Origin of the sequence: Bacillus suaedaesalsae (genome assembly GCF_016890225.1) — a bacterium.
GTDB classification, from domain to species: Bacteria; Bacillota; Bacilli; order Bacillales; family SA4; genus Bacillus_BS; species Bacillus_BS suaedaesalsae.
On the sequence record NZ_JAFELM010000022.1, the window covers coordinates 26,103 to 49,865 of the forward strand.

Annotated in this window: 25 protein-coding genes; 14 read left to right on the top strand and 11 right to left on the bottom strand. The window is 36.0% G+C overall.

Annotation, left to right across the window (positions count from 1 at the left end):
* Window positions 1-174 precede the first annotated feature (174 nt).
* From tpx to JR050_RS07190, 5 genes are all read left to right on the top strand, one after another.
* Window positions 175-675: a thiol peroxidase gene (gene tpx / locus JR050_RS07170; RefSeq protein WP_204202829.1), complete on the top strand. Its 501-nt coding sequence runs from the start codon at window positions 175-177 to the stop codon at window positions 673-675.
* Window positions 676-849: 174 nt separating this feature from the next.
* Entirely contained in the window at window positions 850-1,848 is a 999-nt protein-coding gene (locus JR050_RS07175; RefSeq protein WP_204202830.1) for a class I SAM-dependent methyltransferase, read from the top strand.
* A 307-nt stretch (window positions 1,849-2,155) separates the two neighbouring features.
* Window positions 2,156-3,346: an acetate kinase gene (locus tag JR050_RS07180; protein ID WP_204202831.1), complete on the top strand. Its 1,191-nt coding sequence runs from the start codon at window positions 2,156-2,158 to the stop codon at window positions 3,344-3,346.
* 166 nt (window positions 3,347-3,512) lie between these two features.
* Entirely contained in the window at window positions 3,513-4,358 is an 846-nt protein-coding gene (locus JR050_RS07185) for an EcsC family protein (RefSeq protein ID WP_204202832.1), read from the top strand.
* Window positions 4,345-4,851 (top strand): MogA/MoaB family molybdenum cofactor biosynthesis protein, encoded by a 507-nt coding sequence (locus JR050_RS07190; protein ID WP_204202833.1) that lies wholly within the window; start codon window positions 4,345-4,347, stop codon window positions 4,849-4,851. The genes JR050_RS07185 and JR050_RS07190 overlap by 14 nt, the downstream gene beginning before the upstream one ends.
* An 80-nt stretch (window positions 4,852-4,931) precedes the next feature.
* On the opposite strand, the gene JR050_RS07195 is transcribed toward JR050_RS07190, so the two are convergent.
* Complete coding sequence (locus JR050_RS07195) at window positions 4,932-5,246, bottom strand: hypothetical protein (protein WP_204202834.1); 315 nt, start codon at window positions 5,244-5,246, stop codon at window positions 4,932-4,934.
* 132 nt (window positions 5,247-5,378) lie between these two features.
* On the opposite strand from JR050_RS07195, the gene JR050_RS07200 reads away from it, so the two are divergent.
* A complete protein-coding gene (locus tag JR050_RS07200; protein ID WP_204202835.1) occupies window positions 5,379-5,528 on the top strand; it encodes a hypothetical protein in 150 nt (49 codons plus the stop codon).
* 54 nt (window positions 5,529-5,582) lie between these two features.
* On the opposite strand, the gene JR050_RS07205 is transcribed toward JR050_RS07200, so the two are convergent.
* From JR050_RS07205 to JR050_RS07215, 3 genes are all read right to left on the bottom strand, one after another.
* Window positions 5,583-5,852, bottom strand: a complete 270-nt coding sequence (locus JR050_RS07205) for a hypothetical protein (RefSeq protein WP_204202837.1) — start codon at window positions 5,850-5,852, stop codon at window positions 5,583-5,585.
* Window positions 5,853-6,152: 300 nt separating this feature from the next.
* Complete coding sequence (locus JR050_RS07210) at window positions 6,153-7,151, bottom strand: inorganic phosphate transporter (protein WP_204202839.1); 999 nt, start codon at window positions 7,149-7,151, stop codon at window positions 6,153-6,155.
* Between the two features lie 11 nt (window positions 7,152-7,162).
* Entirely contained in the window at window positions 7,163-7,780 is a 618-nt protein-coding gene (locus JR050_RS07215) for a DUF47 domain-containing protein (protein ID WP_204202840.1), read from the bottom strand.
* Between the two features lie 420 nt (window positions 7,781-8,200).
* Between JR050_RS07215 and JR050_RS07220 the strand changes: the two genes are divergently transcribed.
* On the top strand, window positions 8,201-8,677 hold the full coding sequence (locus JR050_RS07220) for a GNAT family N-acetyltransferase (protein ID WP_204202912.1): 477 nt from the start codon (window positions 8,201-8,203) through the stop codon (window positions 8,675-8,677).
* A 433-nt stretch (window positions 8,678-9,110) separates the two neighbouring features.
* On the opposite strand, the gene JR050_RS07225 is transcribed toward JR050_RS07220, so the two are convergent.
* On the bottom strand, window positions 9,111-9,872 hold the full coding sequence (locus JR050_RS07225; RefSeq protein WP_204202841.1) for a hypothetical protein: 762 nt from the start codon (window positions 9,870-9,872) through the stop codon (window positions 9,111-9,113).
* Between the two features lie 33 nt (window positions 9,873-9,905).
* Window positions 9,906-11,252 carry a purine-cytosine permease family protein gene (locus JR050_RS07230; RefSeq protein WP_204202842.1) on the bottom strand — a complete coding sequence of 449 codons (1,347 nt, stop codon included), beginning with the start codon at window positions 11,250-11,252 and terminating at the stop codon, window positions 9,906-9,908.
* A 142-nt stretch (window positions 11,253-11,394) separates the two neighbouring features.
* On the opposite strand from JR050_RS07230, the gene JR050_RS07235 reads away from it, so the two are divergent.
* Both JR050_RS07235 and ald read left to right on the top strand, forming a co-directional pair.
* Entirely contained in the window at window positions 11,395-11,784 is a 390-nt protein-coding gene (locus tag JR050_RS07235) for a hypothetical protein (RefSeq protein WP_204202844.1), read from the top strand.
* A gap of 245 nt (window positions 11,785-12,029) precedes the next feature.
* On the top strand, window positions 12,030-13,151 hold the full coding sequence (gene ald, locus JR050_RS07240; protein WP_204202845.1) for an alanine dehydrogenase: 1,122 nt from the start codon (window positions 12,030-12,032) through the stop codon (window positions 13,149-13,151).
* Between the two features lie 179 nt (window positions 13,152-13,330).
* Here the strand turns inward: ald and JR050_RS07245 are convergent, their stop codons facing one another.
* Window positions 13,331-14,428, bottom strand: coding sequence for a M24 family metallopeptidase (locus JR050_RS07245; protein WP_204202847.1), 1,098 nt, complete (start codon window positions 14,426-14,428; stop codon window positions 13,331-13,333).
* Between the two features lie 209 nt (window positions 14,429-14,637).
* Here JR050_RS07245 and JR050_RS07250 point away from each other — a divergent pair, with 209 nt between their 5' ends.
* From JR050_RS07250 to JR050_RS07260, 3 genes are all read left to right on the top strand, one after another.
* Window positions 14,638-15,315 (top strand): metal-dependent hydrolase, encoded by a 678-nt coding sequence (locus JR050_RS07250; RefSeq protein ID WP_204202848.1) that lies wholly within the window; start codon window positions 14,638-14,640, stop codon window positions 15,313-15,315.
* Window positions 15,316-15,404: 89 nt separating this feature from the next.
* Window positions 15,405-15,647 (top strand): hypothetical protein, encoded by a 243-nt coding sequence (locus JR050_RS07255; protein WP_204202850.1) that lies wholly within the window; start codon window positions 15,405-15,407, stop codon window positions 15,645-15,647.
* Window positions 15,648-15,720: 73 nt separating this feature from the next.
* Entirely contained in the window at window positions 15,721-17,034 is a 1,314-nt protein-coding gene (locus JR050_RS07260) for a DRTGG domain-containing protein (protein WP_204202854.1), read from the top strand.
* 231 nt (window positions 17,035-17,265) lie between these two features.
* On the opposite strand, the gene JR050_RS07265 is transcribed toward JR050_RS07260, so the two are convergent.
* The gene (locus JR050_RS07265; RefSeq protein WP_204202855.1) at window positions 17,266-17,565 is read right to left on the bottom strand and encodes a YtpI family protein; all 300 of its coding nucleotides are present in this window, start codon (window positions 17,563-17,565) and stop codon (window positions 17,266-17,268) included.
* A 140-nt stretch (window positions 17,566-17,705) separates the two neighbouring features.
* On the opposite strand from JR050_RS07265, the gene JR050_RS07270 reads away from it, so the two are divergent.
* Window positions 17,706-18,650: a DHH family phosphoesterase gene (locus JR050_RS07270; RefSeq protein WP_204202856.1), complete on the top strand. Its 945-nt coding sequence runs from the start codon at window positions 17,706-17,708 to the stop codon at window positions 18,648-18,650.
* Between the two features lie 372 nt (window positions 18,651-19,022).
* On the opposite strand, the gene JR050_RS07275 is transcribed toward JR050_RS07270, so the two are convergent.
* The 3 genes from JR050_RS07275 to JR050_RS07285 all read right to left on the bottom strand — a co-directional run bounded on the left by JR050_RS07275 (window position 19,023) and on the right by JR050_RS07285 (window position 20,178).
* Window positions 19,023-19,217 (bottom strand): YtzJ family protein, encoded by a 195-nt coding sequence (locus tag JR050_RS07275; RefSeq protein WP_239454191.1) that lies wholly within the window; start codon window positions 19,215-19,217, stop codon window positions 19,023-19,025.
* A 98-nt stretch (window positions 19,218-19,315) separates the two neighbouring features.
* Window positions 19,316-19,840 (bottom strand): sporulation membrane protein YtrI, encoded by a 525-nt coding sequence (gene ytrI, locus JR050_RS07280; protein ID WP_204202857.1) that lies wholly within the window; start codon window positions 19,838-19,840, stop codon window positions 19,316-19,318.
* A complete protein-coding gene (locus JR050_RS07285) occupies window positions 19,837-20,178 on the bottom strand; it encodes a YtrH family sporulation protein (RefSeq protein WP_204202858.1) in 342 nt (113 codons plus the stop codon). The genes ytrI and JR050_RS07285 overlap by 4 nt, the downstream gene beginning before the upstream one ends.
* A gap of 167 nt (window positions 20,179-20,345) precedes the next feature.
* On the opposite strand from JR050_RS07285, the gene JR050_RS07290 reads away from it, so the two are divergent.
* A complete protein-coding gene (locus tag JR050_RS07290) occupies window positions 20,346-23,699 on the top strand; it encodes a DNA polymerase III subunit alpha (protein ID WP_204202859.1) in 3,354 nt (1,117 codons plus the stop codon).
* Window positions 23,700-23,763 lie beyond the last annotated feature (64 nt).

The following is a 23,763-nucleotide window of genomic DNA, read 5'->3' on the forward strand; positions in this document are numbered from 1 at the left end:
CCCGGGCTAAGGCGTGGAACACACGCTTTCTGTAAAAGTACATCAGTGAGTGCATATCATAAACATGTTTTACAGCATGTAATATTTATTATTTTGTGATTCATATATTTGCAATTCCTTAATTTTGTGGGTAGAATTGGTATGAATCTAAGCAAACTTAGGGAGGAATTGTTCATGGCATCTATTACGTTTAAAGGAAATTCGGTTACGTTAGTAGGAAATGAAGTTCGTGTCGGGGATAAAGCACCTGACTTTACCGTGTTAGCCAATGATTTGTCACCTGTTACTCTAGAGAATACTAAAGGATCTGTTCGATTAATTAGTGTTGTTCCTTCAGTAGATACAGGAGTTTGTGATGCACAAACACGCAGATTTAACGAGGAAACTTCTACAATTGACAATGTAAAGGTTTTAACAATAAGCGTGGACCTTCCGTTTGCTCAAAAGAGATGGTGTGGAGCTAGTGGACTTGAAAATGTGGTAACATTATCTGACCACCGTGATTTATCTTTTGGTGAAGCATATGGAGTACATATTAAAGAACTAAGACTATTAGCTAGAGCAGTATTTGTTGTTGATAGTAATGACATAGTGACGCATGTTGAATATGTTAGTGAAGCAACAAATCACCCTAACTATGAAACTGCAATTGAGGCAGCTAAAGCTGCAAAGTAAATTGATACATGCCATGCAATCGGTTTTGCGCCTCGGCTAACGGGGCGTTTTTTACATAGTTTAAAGTTGTATGAAAAAAGAAATAGTGCATCTATAACATGTCTGATATATCAAGAATCAAACAATAATTATAAGTCTGTGCTATACATACTGTTTTTTCGGGGAGGAAGAACAATGGGAATAACAAAGGTAGAACAATTATTTACAGTGATCAACCAATCAGCAACATTACTACAAGAAGAACTTCAAACTTCATATCTTGAAGCTGTAGGGTTTACTGGAGATAATCTGTTTGAAGGCCAAGTCATGCAAGAAGACATTTTACATAACGAAGTACTTTGTAAAAGAATTGAAAAAGAATATAGTTCAATTAACCTTAATGATTTGTCTAAAGAAGAAATCCGTAAAGGATTTCAGCTTGCTGTCTTAAAAGGTATGAAGGAAGCGACTCAAGCTCATCATCACATGACACCAGATGCCGTTTCTTTATTTATAGGATATTTAGTAAATAAACTTGTGGGCAAGAAGGACAATCTAACTATTTTAGATCCAGCTATTGGAACAGGAAATTTATTAACTGCCGTAATGAATCACATACCGAATAAAGAGGTACAAGCATTTGGAGTGGAAGTAGATGATATACTTGTGAAACTTGCTTTTATTCAAGCTAACTTGCAAGAACATCACATTGAATTGTTTAAAAAAGATGCCCTGCAAGACTTGTTTGTCGATCCAGTTGACCTAGTCGTATGCGATTTACCTGTAGGTTACTATCCCAATGATATAGGAGCAAAAAAGTTCGGTTTACATAGTGAAGAGGGACATTCATTCGCTCACTATTTATTTATTGAGCAAAGTGTGTACTACACAAAACCAGGAGGAAAGCTTGTATTCCTCATCCCTAATTCATTATTTGAAGGGGAACAGGCGGCTAAGTTGCATGAATTTATCAAAAAGCATGCTGCCATAATAGGTATGCTTCAATTGCCTTTAACGATGTTCAAAAAAGAGCAACATGCAAAAAGTATCCTTATTCTACAAAAGCAAGGTCCAGAGGTTAAATTGCCAAAGCAAGCACTTTTAGCTGAGCTTCCGTCATTTTCAAATATGAAGGCAATGGAAGGAATGGTTCAGAGAATTGATCAATGGTTTGCAACTGAAGATTTAAACTAACCTTTCGAAGGTCTCACATTGGTGGGACCTTTTTTGGCTTATCAGAATTTATATCCCGAATTCTGATTGCTTAAAAAATACTAGGCTATCGCCTGCGCACAAGAATTTGGTGCAAGCCAAGCTCTTTTAATAAATAAAACTATACAATTGTTCTGAATATAATTACTTTATATAGGAAGCGTTACCAATAATAGATAAACATTGAAAACTTATTTATTCGGTGTTTAAATGTTGGTGTTAATGAAAAACCTAAGACAAAATACATAGTTATGCACAGAAAGATAAATTAAGGAGTTGTATCAATTTTATGTCTAAAATTATAGCGATTAATGCCGGTAGCTCTTCGTTAAAATTTCAACTTTTTGAAATGCCGAGTGAATTTGTTGTGACAAAGGGATTAGTTGAAAGAATAGGATTGCCTGATAGTGTATTTACAATCACCGTTAATGGTGAGAAGAATCAAGAAGTTACAGATATTCCAAATCATGCAGTAGCAGTTAAGTTGTTATTAGATAAATTAACTAGTCTATCAATCATAAATAGCCTTGATGAAATAGACGGAATTGGTCATCGTGTTGTGCATGGAGGAGAGGAATTTAGTGATAGTGTAAGAATAACGAATGAAGTACTAGATAAAATTGATAATTTATCTGAGCTTGCACCATTACATAACCCAGCTAATATAACAGGAATTAAAGCATTCCGTGAAGTGCTACCAAATGTACCAGCAGTAGCCGTTTTCGATACAGCATTTCATCAAACAATGCCGGAAAAGTCATTTTTATATAGCTTACCTTACGAGTATTATGAGAAGTACGGAATTCGTAAATATGGATTCCACGGGACATCACATAAATACGTATCCCAAAGAGCTGCTGATCTATTAGGTAGACCAATTGAACAGCTAAGATTAATTTCTTGTCATTTAGGAAATGGGGCAAGTATTGCGGCAATTGAAGGAGGGAAATCAATTGATACATCAATGGGCTTTACACCACTTGCTGGCGTTGCAATGGGAACAAGATCAGGAAATATTGACCCTGCCTTAATTCCTTTTATTATGGAAAAAACCGGGAATACAGCAGATGAAGTGTTAGCGATCCTAAACAATAAAAGTGGAATTTTAGGGGTATCAGGTTTCTCAAGCGACCTTCGAGATATCGAACAACAAGCAGAAAAGGGAAATGAACGAGCTGAGCTAGCATTAGAGGTATTTGCTAGTAGAATCCATAAGTATATTGGTTCCTATGCAGCAAGAATGTATGGAGTAGATGCGATTATTTTCACCGCGGGTATTGGTGAAAATAGTGATGTCATTCGTGCACGAGTGCTAAGAGGATTAGAATTCATGGGCGTCTATTGGGATCCAACATTGAATAAAGTCCGTGGAGAAGAAGCGTTTATTAACTATCCACATTCGCCTGTTAAGGTATTAATTATCCCAACAAATGAAGAAGTGATGATTGCAAGAGATGTATCTAGATTAACAGGAGTATAGAGACAATGGGTCCTAGAAACGGGCCCATTTTTTAATGACTTCGTTTCATGACATAAGCTAATAATTGAGGAATCGCTCATTTTCAACCTTTACAAAGATTAATACCGGTAAGTTTTGGGTAATAAAGCCATATGATATACTAATCAATGATGAAGGAGGGAGTTTCATGCTTACCAAACGAGAACGCCATTTATTAGAGGAGATTCGCGTATGGGAGAACAAGCTCTACCTTCAAGAAAAAGAAATCAATCGTTCCTACGAGAAGTGGATTGATTATACATTTGATAAGCTTCCTGAGCGGCAACAAAAAATATTCTATGCCACACTAGATAGCTTGTTGTTTCATCTACATGCCATTATCCAGAGCACTAGTGTCCAAAAAGAGGCAAAAGAAAGAATAGTAAAATCAGCACAAGCAAGCTATCCTTATATCCAAGAGATTCAAGATTTGAGGTCACTACCGATTGAGAGCTTAATTTATTATGCTGAACAGGAAATTGCGAAGCATCGTTTATATTCCTTCACACAAGGTGGGCTAACAGGATCAGGGGGTATCTTCTTTATGGCTGCTGATCTACCTCTTATCATCGCCATCAACCTGCGAATTGTCCAGTTGTTATCGGTTATATATGGATATGAGGTAAATAGTCCGTATGAAATGATGATATCTTTTAAAGTGTTTCATATCTCTACGCTACCAAAACATTTACAAGGAAAAGAATGGAGAAAATTATTAGAAGGAATTAAGGTAAATAAAGATACGTATTTCTGGCACGACGAGCATGAAGTCATTACTGACAAAACATGGCTTGGCCTTCCTTTAAAACAAGTAGCAAAAGGCTTGTTTATTCTATTGGCAAAAAGGAAGTTAATACAGGGTATTCCGTTAGTCGGAATCGGCATTGGAGCAGGAGTCAATTATTCGTTTACAAAACAAGTAACTGAGTTTGCACATCACTTTTATCAGCTGCGTTACTTAACAGAAAAGGATGACATGGATGAGTTTGATTGAACATAAAACAGAAGCACCTGAATTTGTTAGGTGTAAAATTATAACCGTAAGTGATACAAGAACATTGGAAACAGATAAAAGTGGACATTTAATAAAAGACCTTTTACTTGATGCTGGCCATCAAATTGTAAATCATGTAATTGTAAAAGATGAGGTAAGCCAAATCCGTGATGAAGTTATAAGTGGAAGTAAGGCTGAAGATGTTGAAATGATTTTACTAAATGGGGGCACAGGGATTTCTCAAAGAGATGTTACGATTGAGACAATTGTTCCTTTATTTGATAAAGAAATCGTAGGATTTGGTGAGATTTTTAGACATTTAAGCTATACAGAAGATATCGGCTCTGCAGCGATTATGTCTCGTGCAGTTGCAGGTACAAGAAACCGTACTGGTATCTTTGCAATGCCAGGCTCTACGGGTGCTGTAAGGCTTGCGATGCAAAAATTAGTCTTGCCAGAATTACAGCATGTAGTAAGAGAATTAAAAAAGTAGGCTGTGTTAACAAGTAACCTTCGTTAAAAACAAAGTCAAAATATAAAAAAACGGCTAGGAAAATCCTGGCCGTTTTATATTTAGAAGTGTGTTCTACCTGTAACGTTTTGGTTAAGTCGATACCATAACCATAAATCATTTATTATTGAAGCTAAATCAGATATCTCTGAATTTAGGATGCATGATTGAATGAAGTCATCTTCTTCCCCAAGCTGATGCTGTTTTTCATTTATAATGGATTCTAGCTCTGCGATACGATCAGGAATCTTACCGCGTATTGTTTCCCAGTTAGTTAATATCTCTTGTTGCTCCGAATCACTATATTCTTCCCACGTCTGTTCAAAATGTGGTAGCTCTATTCCAAGGCGATTATCTAATAAAAAATATTTTGTCATGATTATTCCCCCATATCCCGATACATCCATTTTACACAAAAATCTTACTACTTTCTAATACCATCTATTTCCGATAGTTGTAGAGCATATCAGAAGCTGCTGTGCAAACAATAATAGAAAGGAGTGATCATCATGAGTAAAGAGAAGAAAGATACGTTTTCATTTTATTATGACGAAGCTGGGGAAAAAGAAATTATGGATCAAATCACAAATGCGTATCAAAGCGGGTATGATTATACAGTAACTGGGGAACATGATCCGCAACATGAAGAAATTAAATGATATCAAAAAACCAGCTTATCACAGGGGATAAGCTGGTTTCTCATTTTGTTAGTTTTAGCTACTATGGACGATAGGATGATTTACTAAGTATGCTTGGTATTCTTTGAACTGATTTGGTTGTATAAAAATTTGCAAAGCGTTGCTTTCATCATTTTTATAATATATATAAGCCAGTTCATCTAACAACCATTCTGCACCTTCAGCAGGCTGGAACATAATAAATTCAAATGTATCTGTATCGGTTTTCGCATGAACTACCAGTTCTTTAGAACCGCCACCCAATGACGTTGATTTTTTGATAAATATTTCTTCAAAATGAATCAAGTTCATTCACCTCCACTATCATTTTAACAGATGTTTTTGTTAGGTGAATAACTTGAACAAATAAAAAGATTATTTATCATCATCTCTTTGTTTCATTTTAGGTTTTTTAATGAGAAGAAGAATAGATGTGATATAGGCACCGCCTAGCATAATGATGATAATCCATGCAAAAATCTCTAAGTTTGTCACAGGTGTACCTCCTTTACCATTTTATCGATCCTTAAAAAGGGTGTAAAAGTAATATATGATAAAGGGGTAGAAGAAAGAACAAAAAAGAGTCAGACAAGCTGACTCTTTAGTTTAGAAGAATAAATTTAATATAAAGTAGAAAAGACCTGCTAAAGTAGCTGAGATTGGTAACGTAATGACCCATGTAATTAACATTCTTTGAGCAGTACCCCATTTAACCCCTTTTAAACGGTGAGCAGAACCTACCCCTAAGATGGAAGATGAGATAACGTGTGTTGTACTAACTGGTAAATGGATGAAGGTAGCCCCAAAAATAACAGCAGCTCCAGTTAAATCAGCTGCAACTCCGTTAACAGGACGGATCTTCATGATTTTCCCACCGACAGTTTTAATAATTTTCCAACCACCTACAGAAGTACCTAGACCCATTGCTAGCGCACAAGAGACTTGTACCCATGTTTGAATATCATCAGATGATTGATAACCATTAACGATTAATGCCATAGTTATAATCCCCATAGCTTTTTGTGCATCGTTAGTACCGTGTGTAAATGATTGCAGGGCAGCTGTTGCGATTTGTACTAATCTAAAATTACGATTTGTTTTAGATAAGTTATTATTTTTAAATACTAATTTAAAAATGCTATAAACGATATAACCAACTGCAAATGCAAGTAATGGTGAAATGATAAGTGCTTGTAGGATTTTTAAAAAACCTGAATAGTTCAAAGCATTAAATCCTGCGGCAGCAATTGCTGCACCTGCAATGGAACCGATTAACGCATGGGATGAACTACTGGGGATTCCGTAATACCAAGTAATTAAATTCCAAGCAATGGCAGCTAATAATGCTGATAATATAACGAGAGAACCATTATCAAGTGTAAAGGGATCGACAATGTCTTTAGTAATCGTTTTTGCTACACCTGTAAACGCCATTGCCCCAACAAAGTTCATAACCGCTGCTAGGATAATAGCGTGTCTCGGTTTTAAAGCTTTTGTCGAGACTGAAGTAGCGATGGAATTTGCCGTATCATGGAACCCGTTAATGAAATCAAATGCCAAGGCTCCAATGACAATTAATATAGTTAAAATAAGTATTGTATCCATGGATAAGCTCCTTACGCATTCTTCATAATAATAGTTTCTAACGTGTTCGCAACTTTTTGACAGTAGTCAGCGATTTCTTCTAGTTCTTCGTAAATCTCTTTATATTGAATAATACGAATTGGATCTTTTTCAGCATGGAATAAATGCTTAATGGCCTGACGCAAAATGCCATCACATTTTGATTCTAAATCTTTGATTTTAATTGAGTGCTCGCGGATTTCTAATAATTTTTTTGAAGCAAGTAACTCAACAGCTAGAACGATTTCATCAGCACAACTACGGATTGCATCTACAAACTTTAACATGAATTCGTCAGCTTGAGTGATCGAATACATTTCGAACATAGCAGAAGTATGTTCTAATCCATCTAACACATCATCCATACTCATGGCTAGAGCTAAAATATCCTCACGCTCAATTGGTGTAATAAATGCATTGTTAAGGTCTTTAATAACTTCGTGTACGAATGAATCACCTTTTGTTTCAATTTCTTTCATTTTTTCTGAGAAGATTTTAAGATCTCCAACATTATTTAACTTATAATCTGCAAAGAAGTTTGCACCTTCTTTTAAGTTCACTGAAATTTCACTAAGATGAACTGCAAACTTGTCTTTCTTTTTGAAAGCCATGAATAATACCCCCGAATAAGTTATCTAATTTTACAAGGCATTGTCAGAATACTAGTATGTATACTGCCCAGTTAAATTGAATTTAGCAAACGAAATAATCATAGCGCAAAATTGAAGTGATGAATAGAGTTTGTGTGGAAAATTTACAAATTCTTAACAATATATCGGTTTATAATTTTACGTTCTTTACAATTGGTTAATACTTTCGTTTTTTTGAAAATATTATCTTATGAGGAGGAGATTATTAGAATCGAATTTTGTGTAAGACTGTGTTAGTTATCTATGTAACTCTTGGTACTTCCTGTATAACAAAGGAATATAAAGGTTATATACCAACTACCAAATATAAATGGTATATTGATTCAGTAAGGGGGAGATGAGTTGCAAAGTGAGATAAAAATTTCAGAGATCGTCCATATTATGGATGTTAAAGAAGAGTTAAGTAAACTATTAATTAACGTTGTGGAAGAAGGGGCTTCGATAGGATTTTTACCACCACTTTCTTTAGGGACTTCATTGAACTATTGGGAGGAAGTAGAAAAGCAGTCGAACGTTATTCTATATATTGCCAAAATAAACGATCAAATTGTGGGGAGTATTCAATTACATTTAGTCATGAAGGAAAATGGATTACATAGAGCTGAAATAGCAAAATTAATGACACATACACAGTATAGACGACTTGGAATTGGTCGCCTGCTCATGAATCATGCGGAGAAGAGAGCGGTTGAAGAAAAAAGAACGTTGATCGTACTCGATACAAGAGCTGGAGATCCCTCCAATTTATTGTATACAAAGTTACATTATCAGCGAGTTGGGGAGATACCGAAGTTTGCAATGTCTGCAGAGGGCCAATTGCATCCAACCGTTCTTTATTATAAAGAATTACAAAGTTAATCAGTTAAGCTAGAAAAACAAGTTCGTTCCATTGCGCTGCAGACACTCGCTTTCCTCTACTTCCCGCAGGAGTCGAGTGTCTTCCGCTCCATTCCACTAGTTTAGAACAAAAGGCGGAAGCGCCCCGTTTTGCCTTAGGCACAGCAAATGTTCCGGAGAGAAGAAAAGGGTGCACTTTACCTTTTCTTCTCTCCGGGTTATTTGACCTCAGGCGGGCTGGGCGCTGGAGCTAGATTAATAATACACTTATATGTAAGATACCCTCGAAAATTTTATGCTATCTTATACTGTAAAAATAAATAGTATGCAAAATCAAACAAAATCTATTGAAAGCAACAAATAAAGACCCGAACTATTAGGTGAAAGATTCATTAATATATCGCCTAATAGTTCGGGTTTATCATTGGCTGAAATACTGATGTCCCAGCCTCTCTTACTTTTTTACGATTTTAGAAGGGTTATTAACTTTGTAACCGACACTTACATCTAATAGAAGGCTTTCATCTTCTACATCTTTTCCTTTAGGTAAGCTTTTTTTGACGATTTTTCCATCAAACTCAATTTCTTGACCAGTTGTTAGCTCGAATTTCTTCAATGTTTTACTATGACTACACCATGCTAGTCCAACTTCAATTGGCTCATCTTGTTCGATTCGAACATCCTCTAGTACGATGACTTCATCGTTTTCTTCATTAAAGTGATTCCAGCTTAAGGCAAGTTGTTTCACTTTTGCTGTAAAGTGTACCTTTTCTTCAGGTAAAACAAGCTTTGCCGGTTTTTCCTTTTTTACTTTAGTGACTTGTTTTGTTTCATTCGTACTAGTAGATTTTTTTTGTTTCTCTTTGATTGTAGGTTGATCAGATTTATCAATCGCGTCCTCATCTAGCTTAATCAGCTCTTTCCCGAAGCTAGATGTTTGCATTTCCTTTAAGTAGGCGGGATGAATGCATGAAAGATTCCCGTCTTGAAATTCGATGACAATCGTATTTTGTTCTAATGTGTCACCGAACACTTCATATCCTTTAATCGTTACTTGCCTCTGGTGAATTCGATCTTTATACCAAAACTCTTTTTTTACTTCTTTCGTCGTACATAATCCCCATTCTCGAACCTTTTCTGCATAATGGTCTTCATCTTGGAACTCTTCAAATGCTCCTTTTGGAGGTATGTAAAATGTTGTTTCTTTTTCTTTCATTCCGTCACTTCCTTTTTGCGTGAATCAGCTCTTTTACATAGAAAGAGGTGATTTCTGTTTTTTCGTTATAAATTTAATACTAGCATATTTATATAGTGTGTAAAAAACAGATGTAATCATGAAAACTAAAATCCCAGGTGAGTAAGCTTCTTCAAGTAAGAAATAGAGAATCATGCCGAGAATGATGGCAATCATAGCTTGTTTATTAAAATTGAAATTTTCTTTATACATGGTTTCTAAGTCAGTTATATCCATTTTACTTTTCTTAAATATAATAAACTCTGTGACAATAACAGCAGAAAGCGGAATGATGAATCCACCTAATAAAGTAATATATTGTTTTGCTTCTGTCACAATGGTTGGGAAGCAGCTTAATGTAATTCCTAGAACACCAAAAGTTATGGCACTTTTAATTCTGCCTAGCCTTGGAATACTATTTAATAGGCTAAACCCACCTGTATACGCATTATTCATATTGATAGAAAGCATGGATATAATGGCCGTTACTGAAATTAGTAGTAGGATACTATAAGAATTTGTTAACGTCGTTGAAACGACAAATGGATTAACATCATGGAATCGGGTCGCTGTAAAAGCCGCTAATATTGCTGTTAATGTAAATCCTGTGACATTTCCGGTAAAAATACCCCAAAAGGAGTGCTTTTTTGATTTTGAAAAGCGAGCCATATCCGATGATGCACTAACCCCGGATACATACTGAACGAATGTTAATCCTGAGAAAAAGATAAAGCTAGATACTGAAAAGGCATTACTAGCATGCATAGTTGAAATTACAGGGGATGCGGATGTAACTAATAAGTAAAAAATAGTAATCTGCCCTAGTAACAAAATTGGGATAAAATATCTTGTTAATTTCTTTATTAAATCAAATCCAACAAGAGCTAGAATTGACATAGTTGCAGCAAGAAGAAAAGATATAAGGTAAAAGGGGATTGAGATTTGGAATAATCGTTCTACCATTTCTTTTACTAAATAGGTTCCACCAATCGTTTGAACGGAAAACCAGTATAAAGAAGTAAGTGTGCGAATCGGTGATGAAATGTACTGAGCCCCTTTCATTCCTATAATAGATCGGATCGCGTATTGTGCAGGAATTCCGTTAGTGGCTCCTGGAAAACTGAGCCAAGAAACGAAGAAAAATGCAAAAATGGCTCCTAAAACGGTACTTAATACAGCTTGTGAAAAGGTTAATCCTCCTTCGAGCACGGCTAATGCGGGTACTAAAAAGTTACCTGCATTAACTGAAAAGGCTACTTGAATATAGAAATATTCAAACCAACTTGTTGTAAGTAATTCTGCCGGAACAGGTTCAAGTCCAAACCGTTCAAATATATCTTGCTTCTTTATCTCTTTTTCCATATCAAAACTCCTAAAGTGTTTGTCTACTTGTTATTATAACGACATTCACTATTTTTGTAGATAATCAAACTACACCAATATTTTCCTAACAGTGTGTATAGAAATGTAATTTTCATCTCAAGATAATATTGAGGTGATTCAAATGAGAATCGTAATGCTAACATTGATGCTGGCAATGCACTTTGTGTTTTTTGAACATGTCACGATGGCTGCTGATTATACAAACAGTTTATTATTCAAAGTGACGCTTGAGAATAAAGGAGAAGAAATAGAATATGAATATGAAAATCCAACCCATTACGAGTGGGAAGTTGGTTCAAAGGTAACAAAAGGGGAAGAAGCAAAAAAGAAAGTTGAGCAGGTTTTTGCTGAACTAAACGTCACATCAAATCCAACAGTTGAAGAGTTAAAGGAAAGTCTAGAGCGTTATGGTTATTCCTCCATTGATAAATTTGTTGTGAAATGGATTGACCCAAACGGAAATTTGTTTACGTGGCATTGGGACAAAAGTGAAGATATCACGCAACAATAGTGTATACGACGGGGCCGGGCAAGTAGGAACGGTCTCTTTTTTTGTTTAAAAATAGTAGTTTTGTCAAAAATGATTAGGTAGACAAGATTAAGTATTGTAAGCACTTACATGATTGGTGAGAAAATAGTTTCATAAATTGTCGTTTGATGTTATATTTAATACGGTTTGTTTTAGCTAAGAAAGAATAGGGCGCTAGCCAAGTCTTTCAAAGGTTTAAGAGTTATATATAGTAGGAGGAATGAAAGATGCGTATTGGGGTACCAAAAGAAATCAAGAACAATGAAAATCGTGTCGCGATGACGCCTGCAGGGGTTGTAAACCTTGTTAATTTTGGACATGAAGTATTTATAGAAAAGAATGCAGGTATGGGCTCAGGGTTTACTGATGAGCAATACGTTGAAGCTGGAGCTCGAATTGTAGAGACAGCAAAAGAAGCTTGGGAAATGGAAATGGTCATGAAGGTAAAAGAACCAATTCCAAGTGAATATGGTTATTTTAAAGAAGGACTTATTTTATTTACATACTTACACTTAGCTCCAGAACCGGAATTAACAAAAGCTTTAATTGACAATAAAGTAGTTGCCATTGCTTATGAAACAGTTCAATTAGCAAACGGATCACTGCCATTACTTACACCAATGAGTGAAGTAGCAGGTAGGATGTCTGCGCAAATTGGTGCACAATACCTAGAGAAGCCAAAGGGCGGAATGGGGATTTTATTAAGTGGTGTTCCTGGTGTTCGTCGTGGAAAAGTAACAGTAATTGGTGGTGGAGTAGCAGGTACAAACGCAGCGAAAATTGCAGTTGGACTAGGTGCACATGTCACGATTCTAGATGTAAACCCAGATCGTCTACGTCAATTGGATGATATTTTTGGTAACAGCGTAACAACATTAATGTCAAACCCATTAAACTTAGCAGAAGAAATCGCTGAGTCTGACTTAGTCATCGGTGCGGTATTAATTCCTGGTGCAAAAGCTCCAAAGCTAGTTACAGAAGAAATGATCAAGTCAATGAGACCAGGTTCTGTTGTGGTAGATATTGCTATCGACCAAGGTGGTATTTTCGAATCTACAGACCGTATCACAACACATGATGACCCAACTTATGAAAAGTTCGGAGTTTTACACTATGCAGTTGCGAACATGCCAGGAGCGGTACCACGTACTTCGACAATGGCATTAACAAATGTAACTGTTCCTTACGCAGTTCAAATTGCGAACAAAGGATACAAGCAAGCTTGTTTAGAAAATGAAGCTTTATTAAAAGGTATAAATGCATTAAACGGATTTGTTACGTATAAAGCAGTAGCGGAGTCTCATGGACTTGAGTATGCTGATGCACGCGAAACGTTAATGTACCTATAACATGAAAAAAGGATGCGATGTTCGCATCCTTTTTTTTTGTGGTAGTAGAGGAGTAATCCCTTCAGACTTTCGGTAATTCCTACTTCCAGAATAACAATAACTCCCACAACATCAACCAAGCGCCTAACCCATGATCACAAAAGGATAGAAGGGTTTGGCCCCCTAACCTTACAAGAAAATTATAAAATTTGTAGTTCCTTCGGATATTTCGTCAGTGCTTCAAACCCATTTTCGGTAATGAGAACATCATCTTCGATTCGTACCCCACCAACTTTAGGAACGTAAATACCAGGTTCAATTGTGAACGTCATTCCGGCTTTTAATGTATTTGTATTCGTGCTAGTCATGGAAGGGAATTCATGAACATCAATTCCAAGTCCGTGGCCGATACGGTGAGTGAAATAGTCACCATAGCCTTTATTCGTAATGATGCTGCGAGCTGTCTTATCAATTGTTCCGATTTCAAGACCTGGTTTACAGATGTTTAGAGCATCAAGCTCAGCTTTCAGTACGGTTTCATAAATTTCACGTTGCTTGTCATTTACATTTCCAAGTGCGACTGTACGAGTAATATCAGAGCAGTATCCCTCTAACACAACTCCTAAATCGAATAATACAAAGTCACCGTTTTTAATTGTTTCTAGGCCAGGTTTACCATGAGGTGCAGCTGTCTTCTCTCCAGTCAGTACCATTGTAGAGAATGACATTTCACGGATGCCTTTTTTCTTTAGTTCAAATTCAATTGTAGCGAGTACTTCTAATTCTGTTTTTCCTTCTTTAATGCTATTAACCCCAACTTCTACACCGTAGTCTGCGAGCTTTGCTGCTTCTCTTAATATGGAAATTTCCTCTGATTCTTTAATCATGCGAAGCTCGTGTAATTTTTCTTCTGCTGAAATGAATGTAGGATGAGTAAAGATCTCATTAATTTTTTCAGCTCGTTGGTAAATCATATGCTCTTTTTCTATTGCAAGCGTTTGAACTGAAATTCCTCTCTTTTCAACAGCCTTCTTAATGAATTCCCAAGGATTATCAGTATCAGAGTATCCAATAATTTCGTTATCCCAGCCACAAGCCAAAATTTGTTCGCGTTCCATATTCGGTGCAACTAGAATAGGTGCTTCATCCTGAAAGACAAGTAGGCTTACTAATCGCTCGTGTGGATCTGTGTAAAACTTTGTTAAGTAAAAGATATTTGCTTTTGAAGTGATAAATCCTGCAGAAATGTTTTTGGCCTTCATCCAGCTAATAAATTGTTGAATTCGTTGATTACTCATTATTATCCACTTCCTTCATACGAGTTGTTATTCTTTACTTTATCAGTGTAAACAGATTGTGTAAACTTCTATGAAATTACATAAAGCGTGGTTACTAGTTTCATTATTTTGAATAAAAATTTATAATATGTATTAAATCGGTTATGGGCTACATAAGAAATTTGACAAGATGGGAATAGTCGATAATTGTGATAAAAGGAGAGTGTGTAATGAAAGTATCTTATCATGGCCATTCTGTTGTGAAGGTCGAAACAGAAAATAAGACAATATTGTTTGATCCGTTTATTACAGGGAATTCCCTAACAGATTTAGTAGCAGATGAAGTGAAAGCAGATGTGATTTTACTTACTCATGGACATAATGACCACGTAGGAGATACTTTCTCTATTGCGAAGAAAAATCATTCACTTGTTGTGGCACCATTTGAATTGGCGGAATTTTTAGGGTGGAAGGGGTTAAATGTTCACCCAATGCATATTGGAGGTGCTCATCAATTTGATTTTGGAAAAGTAAAACTCACTCCTGCATTTCATGGTTCAGCTTATGAAGAAGATGGGCAATTTATTTACACAGGTATGCCTAGTGGGATCCTTTTAACAATTGAAGGAAAGATAATTTATCATGCAGGTGATACAGCTTTATTTTCTGATATGAAACTCATAGGGGAATTAAATCAAATAGATGTAGCATTTATTCCAATTGGAGACAATTTCACAATGGGACCAGAAGACGCCCTACTGGCTGCAAAATGGCTAAACGCAAAAACTGTTGTACCTATTCATTACAACACATTCCCTGTTATTAGCCAGGACCCTGAAGTGTTTGTTGGTAGTTTACCATCTGGAATTGGTAAAGTTTTAACTCCAGGTGAAGCAATAGAATTATAGTGTTTCTTGAGGCAAATGTTTCGTTCATTTGCTTCTTTTTTTTGATTCGGAGCATACATATTTATGGAACAAGCTCTGGAGGGATGGAAATGAGAAATCGATTAATACTATGCTTACTAATCTGTGCAGTGATGTTATATTACGCTGTTCCAAGGCTAACGATTCACTTTTCAGGTATTGATGGAGTCTTTGCTTTTTCCTGGTTTCTACTTGCCTTTTTCGTTATTGGTGGGAACTTAGCGGGGTTCCTTTATAGTGAAAAGAAGAAGAAAAAAATCCAATTACGCCTGGAACGTGCCCGAAAAGTTCGCAAGTTTGTAGCGGAGCATTGAAACAGACGGTCATTCACCCTTATAATAGGTATAACCATTTAGGCACGTAGGAAAAAGTAAGGGTGGATGATCTTTGAGTACGAAACATGAACAGATTTTACAATATATTGATGATTTAGAAGTAGGGCATAAAATTTCTGTAAGGCAAATTGCAAAAGAATTAAATGTGAGTGAAGGAACTGCCTACCGTGCAATCAAAGAAGCAGAAAACAAAGGATATGTTAGTAGTATTGAGCGAGTAGGAACAATTCGTATTGAGAAAAAGAAAAAAGAAAATATAGAAAAGCTTACATATGCAGAAGTTGTTAACATTGTAGACGGTACTGTTTTAGGAGGTAGAGAAGGTCTTCACAAAACGTTAAATAAGTTCGTCATCGGTGCAATGAAACTTGAAGCGATGATGAAATATACAGGTGCTGGCAATCTATTGATTGTCGGGAATCGAACCAATGCTCATCAATTAGCATTAGAAGCAGGGGCTGCAGTACTTATAACTGGTGGTTTTGATACTGATGATGAGGTAAAGAAACTTGCGGATGAAGTGAAGTTGCCGATTATCTCCACAAGCTACGACACCTTTACAGTTGCAACAATGATTAACCGTGCCATTTATGACCAATTAATAAAGAAAGAAATTGTGGTTGTTGAGGATATTTTAACGCCAATTGAAGAAACTGTGTATTTAAAGATGGATGATACAGTAGATACATGGTATGAGAATAATGGTGAAACAAAACATAGTCGATTCCCAGTTGTTGATCATAATTTTAAAGTGCATGGTATGGTTACAGGGAAGGATGTATTAGGAGTGGACCGTTCTACTCTCATTGAGAAGATTATGACGAAAAATCCGATGACAGTTAATGAAAAAACGTCGGTAGCTTCAGCAGCTCATATGATGATTTGGGAAGGAATTGAAGTTCTTCCAGTTACCGATGAATATCAAAAGCTAAAAGGAATTATTAGTCGTCAGGATGTCCTAAAAGCACTGCAAGTCATTCAAAGACAACCACAGGTAGGACAAACAATCGATGATAGTGTCATCAATCAGTTCATAGAAACGATGGATTCTTCAGGAGAAATGGTGTACCAATGTGAAGTAACACCACAAATGACAAATCATATTGGTACGATTTCATATGGAGTATTTACCACACTTGTAACAGAAGGGGGAAGTCGTGCTCTTAGGTCGTATAAAAAAGGTGAATTAGTTGTAGAAAATATTACAATCTACTTTATTAAACCTGTCCAGTTAGAGAGTATTATGGTGATCAAGCCAACCGTACTAGAGGTAGGTCGGAAGTTCGGTAAAGTAGACGTAGCGATATACAATAATGGAGTAATTGTAGGGAAAGCGATGATGATGGTTCAATTAATCGATCGATAAAATAAAAAACAGGTGTGATAGTACTATTACCTAGGTATCACACCTGTTTTTTGCTATTTGGCTCTGTTAAAGTACATTGTTGATTTTAGTTATATGTGATTGTAATGGAAGGTGCGAGACTTCTGCGGGAGAAGCGAGACAGGTGAGACTCATGCAGGAGCATAGCGACGGAGGCTCCCGTAGCACCAAGGCTTGTTCAAAAAACACATATCTATGGAGAAAAGTTTATATTTATGCTTTATTTTCTGCTTCTTCTATTACTCTTGGTAAATAATATTTATAGGATTTAATACCAGCCCAAATGCTGCCGCAACCAACTAATAGAAGGATTATTCCTATGATCAAAGATACTGTTGTTGTTTGCATAATCATTTGATTTAGGGAGAATGCAACAACGAAAACACCTAAAGAGATACTTGATTTTGCAGAAATCCACTTACGATGCATCGCTTCTTTTACACGTACATATTTAATTTTTGTATATACATAAAACGCTAATGACAAAATGATGATAATAACAAATATCGGCATATAATTCCTCCAGTTAATTGACTTACAGAACCTATTGTATAGCTTTTTTTGAGTAATTTCCACTTTAGCTATTCGATTGCTTTTCCAAGAGTGGCACTTTATGTTTAAATAAAGGTAATAATTAGAAAAAGGTGACGTAAATGAAAGAACAAATTTTAGAGGCAATAGAGCGATTTGATACGATTATCATTCATCGACATGTAAGACCAGATCCGGATGCTTACGGTTCACAAGTTGGTTTGGCTGAGATTCTAAAGGAGTCTTATCCGAAGAAATCCATATATGTTGTTGGTAAGGAAGAAGAATCACTATCATTTTTAAAAACGATGGACACTGTCACGGATGATATGTATGAGGGTGCATTAGTAATTGTTTGTGATACAGCAAATAAAGAAAGAATTTGTGATAACAGATACCACTTAGGAAGTTTACTAATAAAAATAGATCACCATCCAAATGAAGATCCGTATGGAGACATACTTTGGGTTAATACAAATGCAAGTTCAGCAAGTGAAATGATCTATGAATTTTATTTATACGGTAAAGATAAAGGGTTAACATTGAATCAAGAGGGTGCAAGACTGATTTATGCAGGAATTGTAGGAGATACTGGAAGGTTTTTATTTCCTAGCACGAATGTTCATACGTTCAAATATGCAGGTGAATTAGTGGAATATGGATTTGATTTCACCTCCATCTATGAGAACTTGTATACGACAAAGGTTAATGTAGCCCATTTAAGTGGCTACGTTCTACAAAACTTTACACTTTCACCAAACGGCGTTGGATCTATGGTAATTAAGAAAGATATACTTGGAAAATACAATGTTACACCAAGTGTTGCCTCTGGGCTAGTTGGTTCTTTAGGAAGTATTAGTGGTATTAAGGCATGGGTATTCTTTGTAGAGGAAGAAGATCAAATTCGTGTAAGACTCCGTTCCAAAGGGCCAGTTATCAATAAGATTGCAGCGAAATATCGAGGTGGAGGTCATCCTATGGCTGCGGGTGCTTCTATCTATTCTTGGGAAGAAGCAGAAGAAGTAATGGCAGATCTTGAACAACTTTGCGATCCAATAGAAAGATAAATATTGGCTGTTTTCGTAAAGATTGTTGCTTTTGGATATAATTTAAATTTCTTTAGTGCAATGGAGCGAAAGACACTTGAAACCTGCGGGAAGTGGAGAAAAAGTCGAGACCCCACAGGCGAAGCCGAGGAGGCTCGACTTTCTCCCCGCGGAAAGCAAGTGTCTGTAGCGAAATGGAACGAAAAATACCGACCTTAAAACAACATAGTATGCGAAAACTGACTAAATAAAAAACTAAGCAGTTCCCAAGTTCTAAGGACTCGGTAGTTGCTTAGTTTTCAACAAATTAGTTTATGTCCTTCAACTTGAGGAAGTAAAAAATGAATGATAAATGATGTATTATTGTAGGAAATTTGCGGGAAAATTTTAGCCTTAATTAATAACTTCGGATTTAACTGGGATAAACCAAGAACCCATATTCGTAATATCTTCGTGAACATCAATATTTAATAATTGAAGTTCCTTTTTAAGCATTAAGGCTACTTCTTTTGTTTCTGCATATGCAGAATAACCGGCAATTACTTGCTGAACCTTTTCACGTACTAATTGTTTCCGATTAATAATCACAATCGTTCCCTCCTTAACATGCGTGATATATTGCCTCATCTTATTGTATACGCTAAGGAAGAGAATTGCTAACGATTCTGAATAATATAATAAATTGTTCACAATTCCCTGGATTTATCATCTTTGAACTTCATTGATACTTGAACCTCTAACTCAGTATAAAGTAAGTAAATTCCACGTACTTCAAGCTGGTAGTCCTTTTCGTCGATTGTAAATGTTTTATTTTCTATTGTTTTTCGAATAAGTTCCTTACTCTCGTATATCATCGATATTTCTTTTGCGATTAAATGACTTATATCCTTTCGAGCCTCTGATTCAAGCGTAAGCTCTCGTAACCCATCAAATTTATATTTTTCTGCGTTTATAAGCTTTACTTTTACTTCTTGTAGAGTTAAACCTTTTTGGTTTTCTTCATTTAGCTTTTTATAGTCCTCTTTCCATATTTCTATGTCTTCACTTAGATTTTTAATCTCCTGTGCCTGTTTCGAAATATGCTTAATTTGAGTGTCTTGGTAAACACCAAACATATAAGCAAAGGCTATCCAGCTGAAGATGGCACCAAAGACACAACCTGCAAAGAAACGCTGCCAACTGCCTTTTTCATAATAAGGTGGAATTCTCATATATCTGGATTCTCCTGAGTTAACCAATAAATGATTAATGCACCTGTTTGAGCTCCTCCGGTTGCGGAGCATATAACAAAAATCTGTTTGATAATACCTCTAGTATTTGCCTGGAAAATCCCTTGTTCAAAACTATAAAAAACATCAAATGAACCACCTATAGCTGCAACGATTGCCCAAATTTTTAAGTTTCCTGCTAAACGATACATCGTAAGTAGCGGGGCATTTCCTATGAAAAACGCACCTAATCCACCTAAAATACATCCACCAAGAATAACTCCCAGAGCAATAAAATAACTTGTGAAAAAATACTCAATAAATCCTACTTTAACACCCATTTGTTGTCACCCTTTCTCTTATTATCAATTATATGGACAGACTTTCATAAGTATGTTTTGATTTGCGATTATTGCTTAACTATAATGAGAGATAGAAGGAAACGAACAAACAATCGGTTAAGGAAGAAGAACCATGCGTTTATCTATAGAAGGAAGGTGGGGAAAACATGGAATTTATTCACCTCCAAGTGAAGAGTGCATACAGTCTATTATCTAGTAGCTGTAAAATCGAGGAACTTGTACAAAGAGGAGCCGATTTAGGCTTTCAAGCATTAGCGATCACGGATGTTAATAATTTATACGGTGCAATTCCGTTTTATAAAGCATGTAAAGCAAAGGGAATTAAACCGATTATCGGTTTAACGATTTCTGTCTATCAAGATGAGGAACAAAAAGTAAGTTATCCATTAGTTTTACTAGCGAGAAATAACAAAGGCTATAAAAATTTAATTAAGATTAGCAGTACAGCACTAACAATGAATCGTGATGCGATCGTAAAGAAATGGTTACGGGCCTATAGTGATGGGATTATTGCGATATCTCCAGGTATTAAAGGAGAAATTGAACAGCTCATCTTACAGGATGAACATAAAAAGGCGAAAGCAGTTGCGTTAGAATACAAACAAATTTTCCATAATGAGTTTTACTTTTCCATTCAGAATCATGGTTTACAAGGTGAGAATACTATTAGAAATGTATTGATAGAATGGAATAAAAGTCTGGGAATTGAACTTGTGGCGACAAATGATGTTCATTACATATATAAAGAAGATGCTTTCGTTCAAGAGTGCTTGTTAGCAATCAAGAATGGAACAAAGCTATCAGATATGACTCGAGAGAAGCTTCCAAGTGAAGAGTTTTTCTTGAAATCTAAAGAACAAATGGGAATCCAATTTAAGGGATACGAATCTGCATTACACAACACAAAAACGATAGCAGACAAGTGTAATATTTCTATAGAGTTTGGACAAAAGTTATTACCAAAGTATCCAGTCCCAAGCACAAAGGATGCACACGTTTATCTAGAAGAACTTTGCCATGAAGGTTTGAGGAATAGAAAACTAGAGAACACTCAGTACCTAGAGCGTCTTTCATACGAACTAACCATTATAAAGCAGATGGGCTTTAGTGATTACTTTTTAATTGTTTGGGATTTTATGAAATATGCTCATGATCAAGGAATATTAACAGGACCTGGCCGTGGGTCTGCAGCAGGATCTCTTGTTTCCTTTGTACTTGGTATAACAAATGTCGATCCTGTTCCATCCAATTTATTATTTGAAAGATTCTTAAATCCAGAAAGAATATCAATGCCTGATATTGATATTGATTTCCCGGACGATCGAAGAGATGAAATGATTCAGTATGTATCACAGAAATATGGTGCTATTCATGTAGCCCAAATTATTACGTTCGGTACGTTATCTACCAAAGCAGTTCTTCGTGATGTTGGAAGAGTATTAGGAGTTTCGCCCCAAGAATCAGATGCGATTGCTAGAAAAGTTCCATCCAGACTTGGAATTACACTATCTGAAGCCTATCAGGAATCACAAGCACTTAGAAAGCATATAGATGAATCTACTATTATTAAAAAAGTGTTTGATGTTGCGCAAAAGCTTGAAGGTCTTCCGAGACATACATCGACACATGCTGCTGGTGTGATTATTAGTGACATACCTCTTACAGACATTGTTCCAATTCAAGATGGTGGACAAGGTGTATATTTGACACAATATTCAATGGATATATTAGAAGAAATTGGTCTTTTAAAAATGGACTTTTTAGGCTTACGTAACTTAACGATACTCAAGAGAATTTTAGAAATGATTAGTTATGAAAAAAAGCTGACGATTAATCTAGAAGATGTACCCTTAGATGATCAGAAAACATTTAGTCTTTTAAGTAAAGGTGACACGACAGGTGTTTTCCAACTAGAATCCTCTGGGATGAGAAGTGTGTTGAAACGATTAAAGCCGACACACTTTGAAGATATAGTAGCTGTGAATGCTCTGTATAGACCAGGTCCAATGGAAAATATCCCCACTTATATCGAAAATAAACAAGATCCTTCTAAGGTAACGTACCTTCATCCACACCTTGAGGAGATTTTAAAGCCAACAAACGGCGTTATTGTATATCAAGAACAAATTATGCAGATTGCGTCGAAAATGGCAGGTTTCTCTCTAGGAGAAGCAGATTTACTACGAAGAGCTGTGAGTAAAAAGAAAAAGGATGTTCTAGATTCCGAGCGTAAACACTTTGTAGATGGCTGCATTAGAAGAGGCTATAACGAAGCTGTAGCACATGAGGTATATGATTTAATCGTTCGATTTGCAAATTACGGCTTCAACAGAAGTCATGCTGTTGCTTATAGTTTAGTAGCCTATCATCTTGCCTATTTAAAGGCGAATTTTCCAATCTTTTTCATGGCAGCGCTATTAACAAGTGTGATAGGAAATGAAGACAAAGTTGCAGGGTATGTTCGAGAAACGAAGGGGAAGGGCATTGATGTACTGCCACCTTCTATCAATAAAAGTCACTTTGCCTTTCTCGTTCAAAATGGTGCAATCAGGTTCAGCTTAGCTGCGATAAAGAATGTGGGTGCTCAAACATTGCGTAAAATTTCGGCAAGTAGGAAAGAAGGACCTTTTCAAGACCTTTTTGAGTTCTGCACAAGAACAAGCACAAATCGAAAGACACTTGAATCATTAATATTTGCTGGTTGCTTTGATGAGTTTAAAGAAGAACGTTCTACGTTAATAGCAAGTATTGATGTGGCTCTTGATTATGCAGAGCTCGTTAAGCCTGAAAGTGAAGACCAGATTGATTTTTCCTTTGATGAAGAACTCTTACTTAAGCCTCAATATATACAAGTGGAGCCACTAAAAGCAGAAGATAAGCTGAAATTTGAAAAAGAGGCAATTGGTTTTTATTTATCAAGCCACCCAACTACTGCCTATGAAAAATATTGGAGAAGCTACAAACCCATTACGATTCAGGACGGGGCTGGGAGCTATCTTAGTAAGAAGGTCCATATAGTCGCACTCATAACAAATGAAAGAACGATACGTACGAAAAAAGGAGAACAAATGTCGTTTCTCGTCATTAGTGATGAAAGTGGTGAAATAGAAGCAACGGTCTTTCCAAATAAACACAGAGAATATTTCAAAATTTTAAAAGCAGGTAATGTCGTTTTGTTAGAAGGGAAATTTGAAACGAGAAATAATTCTGTTCAATTTGTAGTTCAGAATGCAAAAACGATGGATGAATTGAAGGAAACGTATGTAGAACAGGTGTTATTTATTAAAATTGAGCCGAAATACGAGAATTCAGAAACTTTGTTTACATTAAAACAGTTATTATCACAGCATCATGGTGATACTGAAGTTGTAATGTATTATGAAGAAAATCAAAAAACAATTAAACTTCCTAAAAACTTTCATGTAACGCCTACAGAACAATGTATGAGCAAAATTCGTGACGTGATAGGGGAGAAGAATGTTGTACTAAAATCACGATAAAGTTCTTTACAACTTTTAAATTTTTGATATGATTGTAAAATAGTTACCGTGGTCAGACCACTTT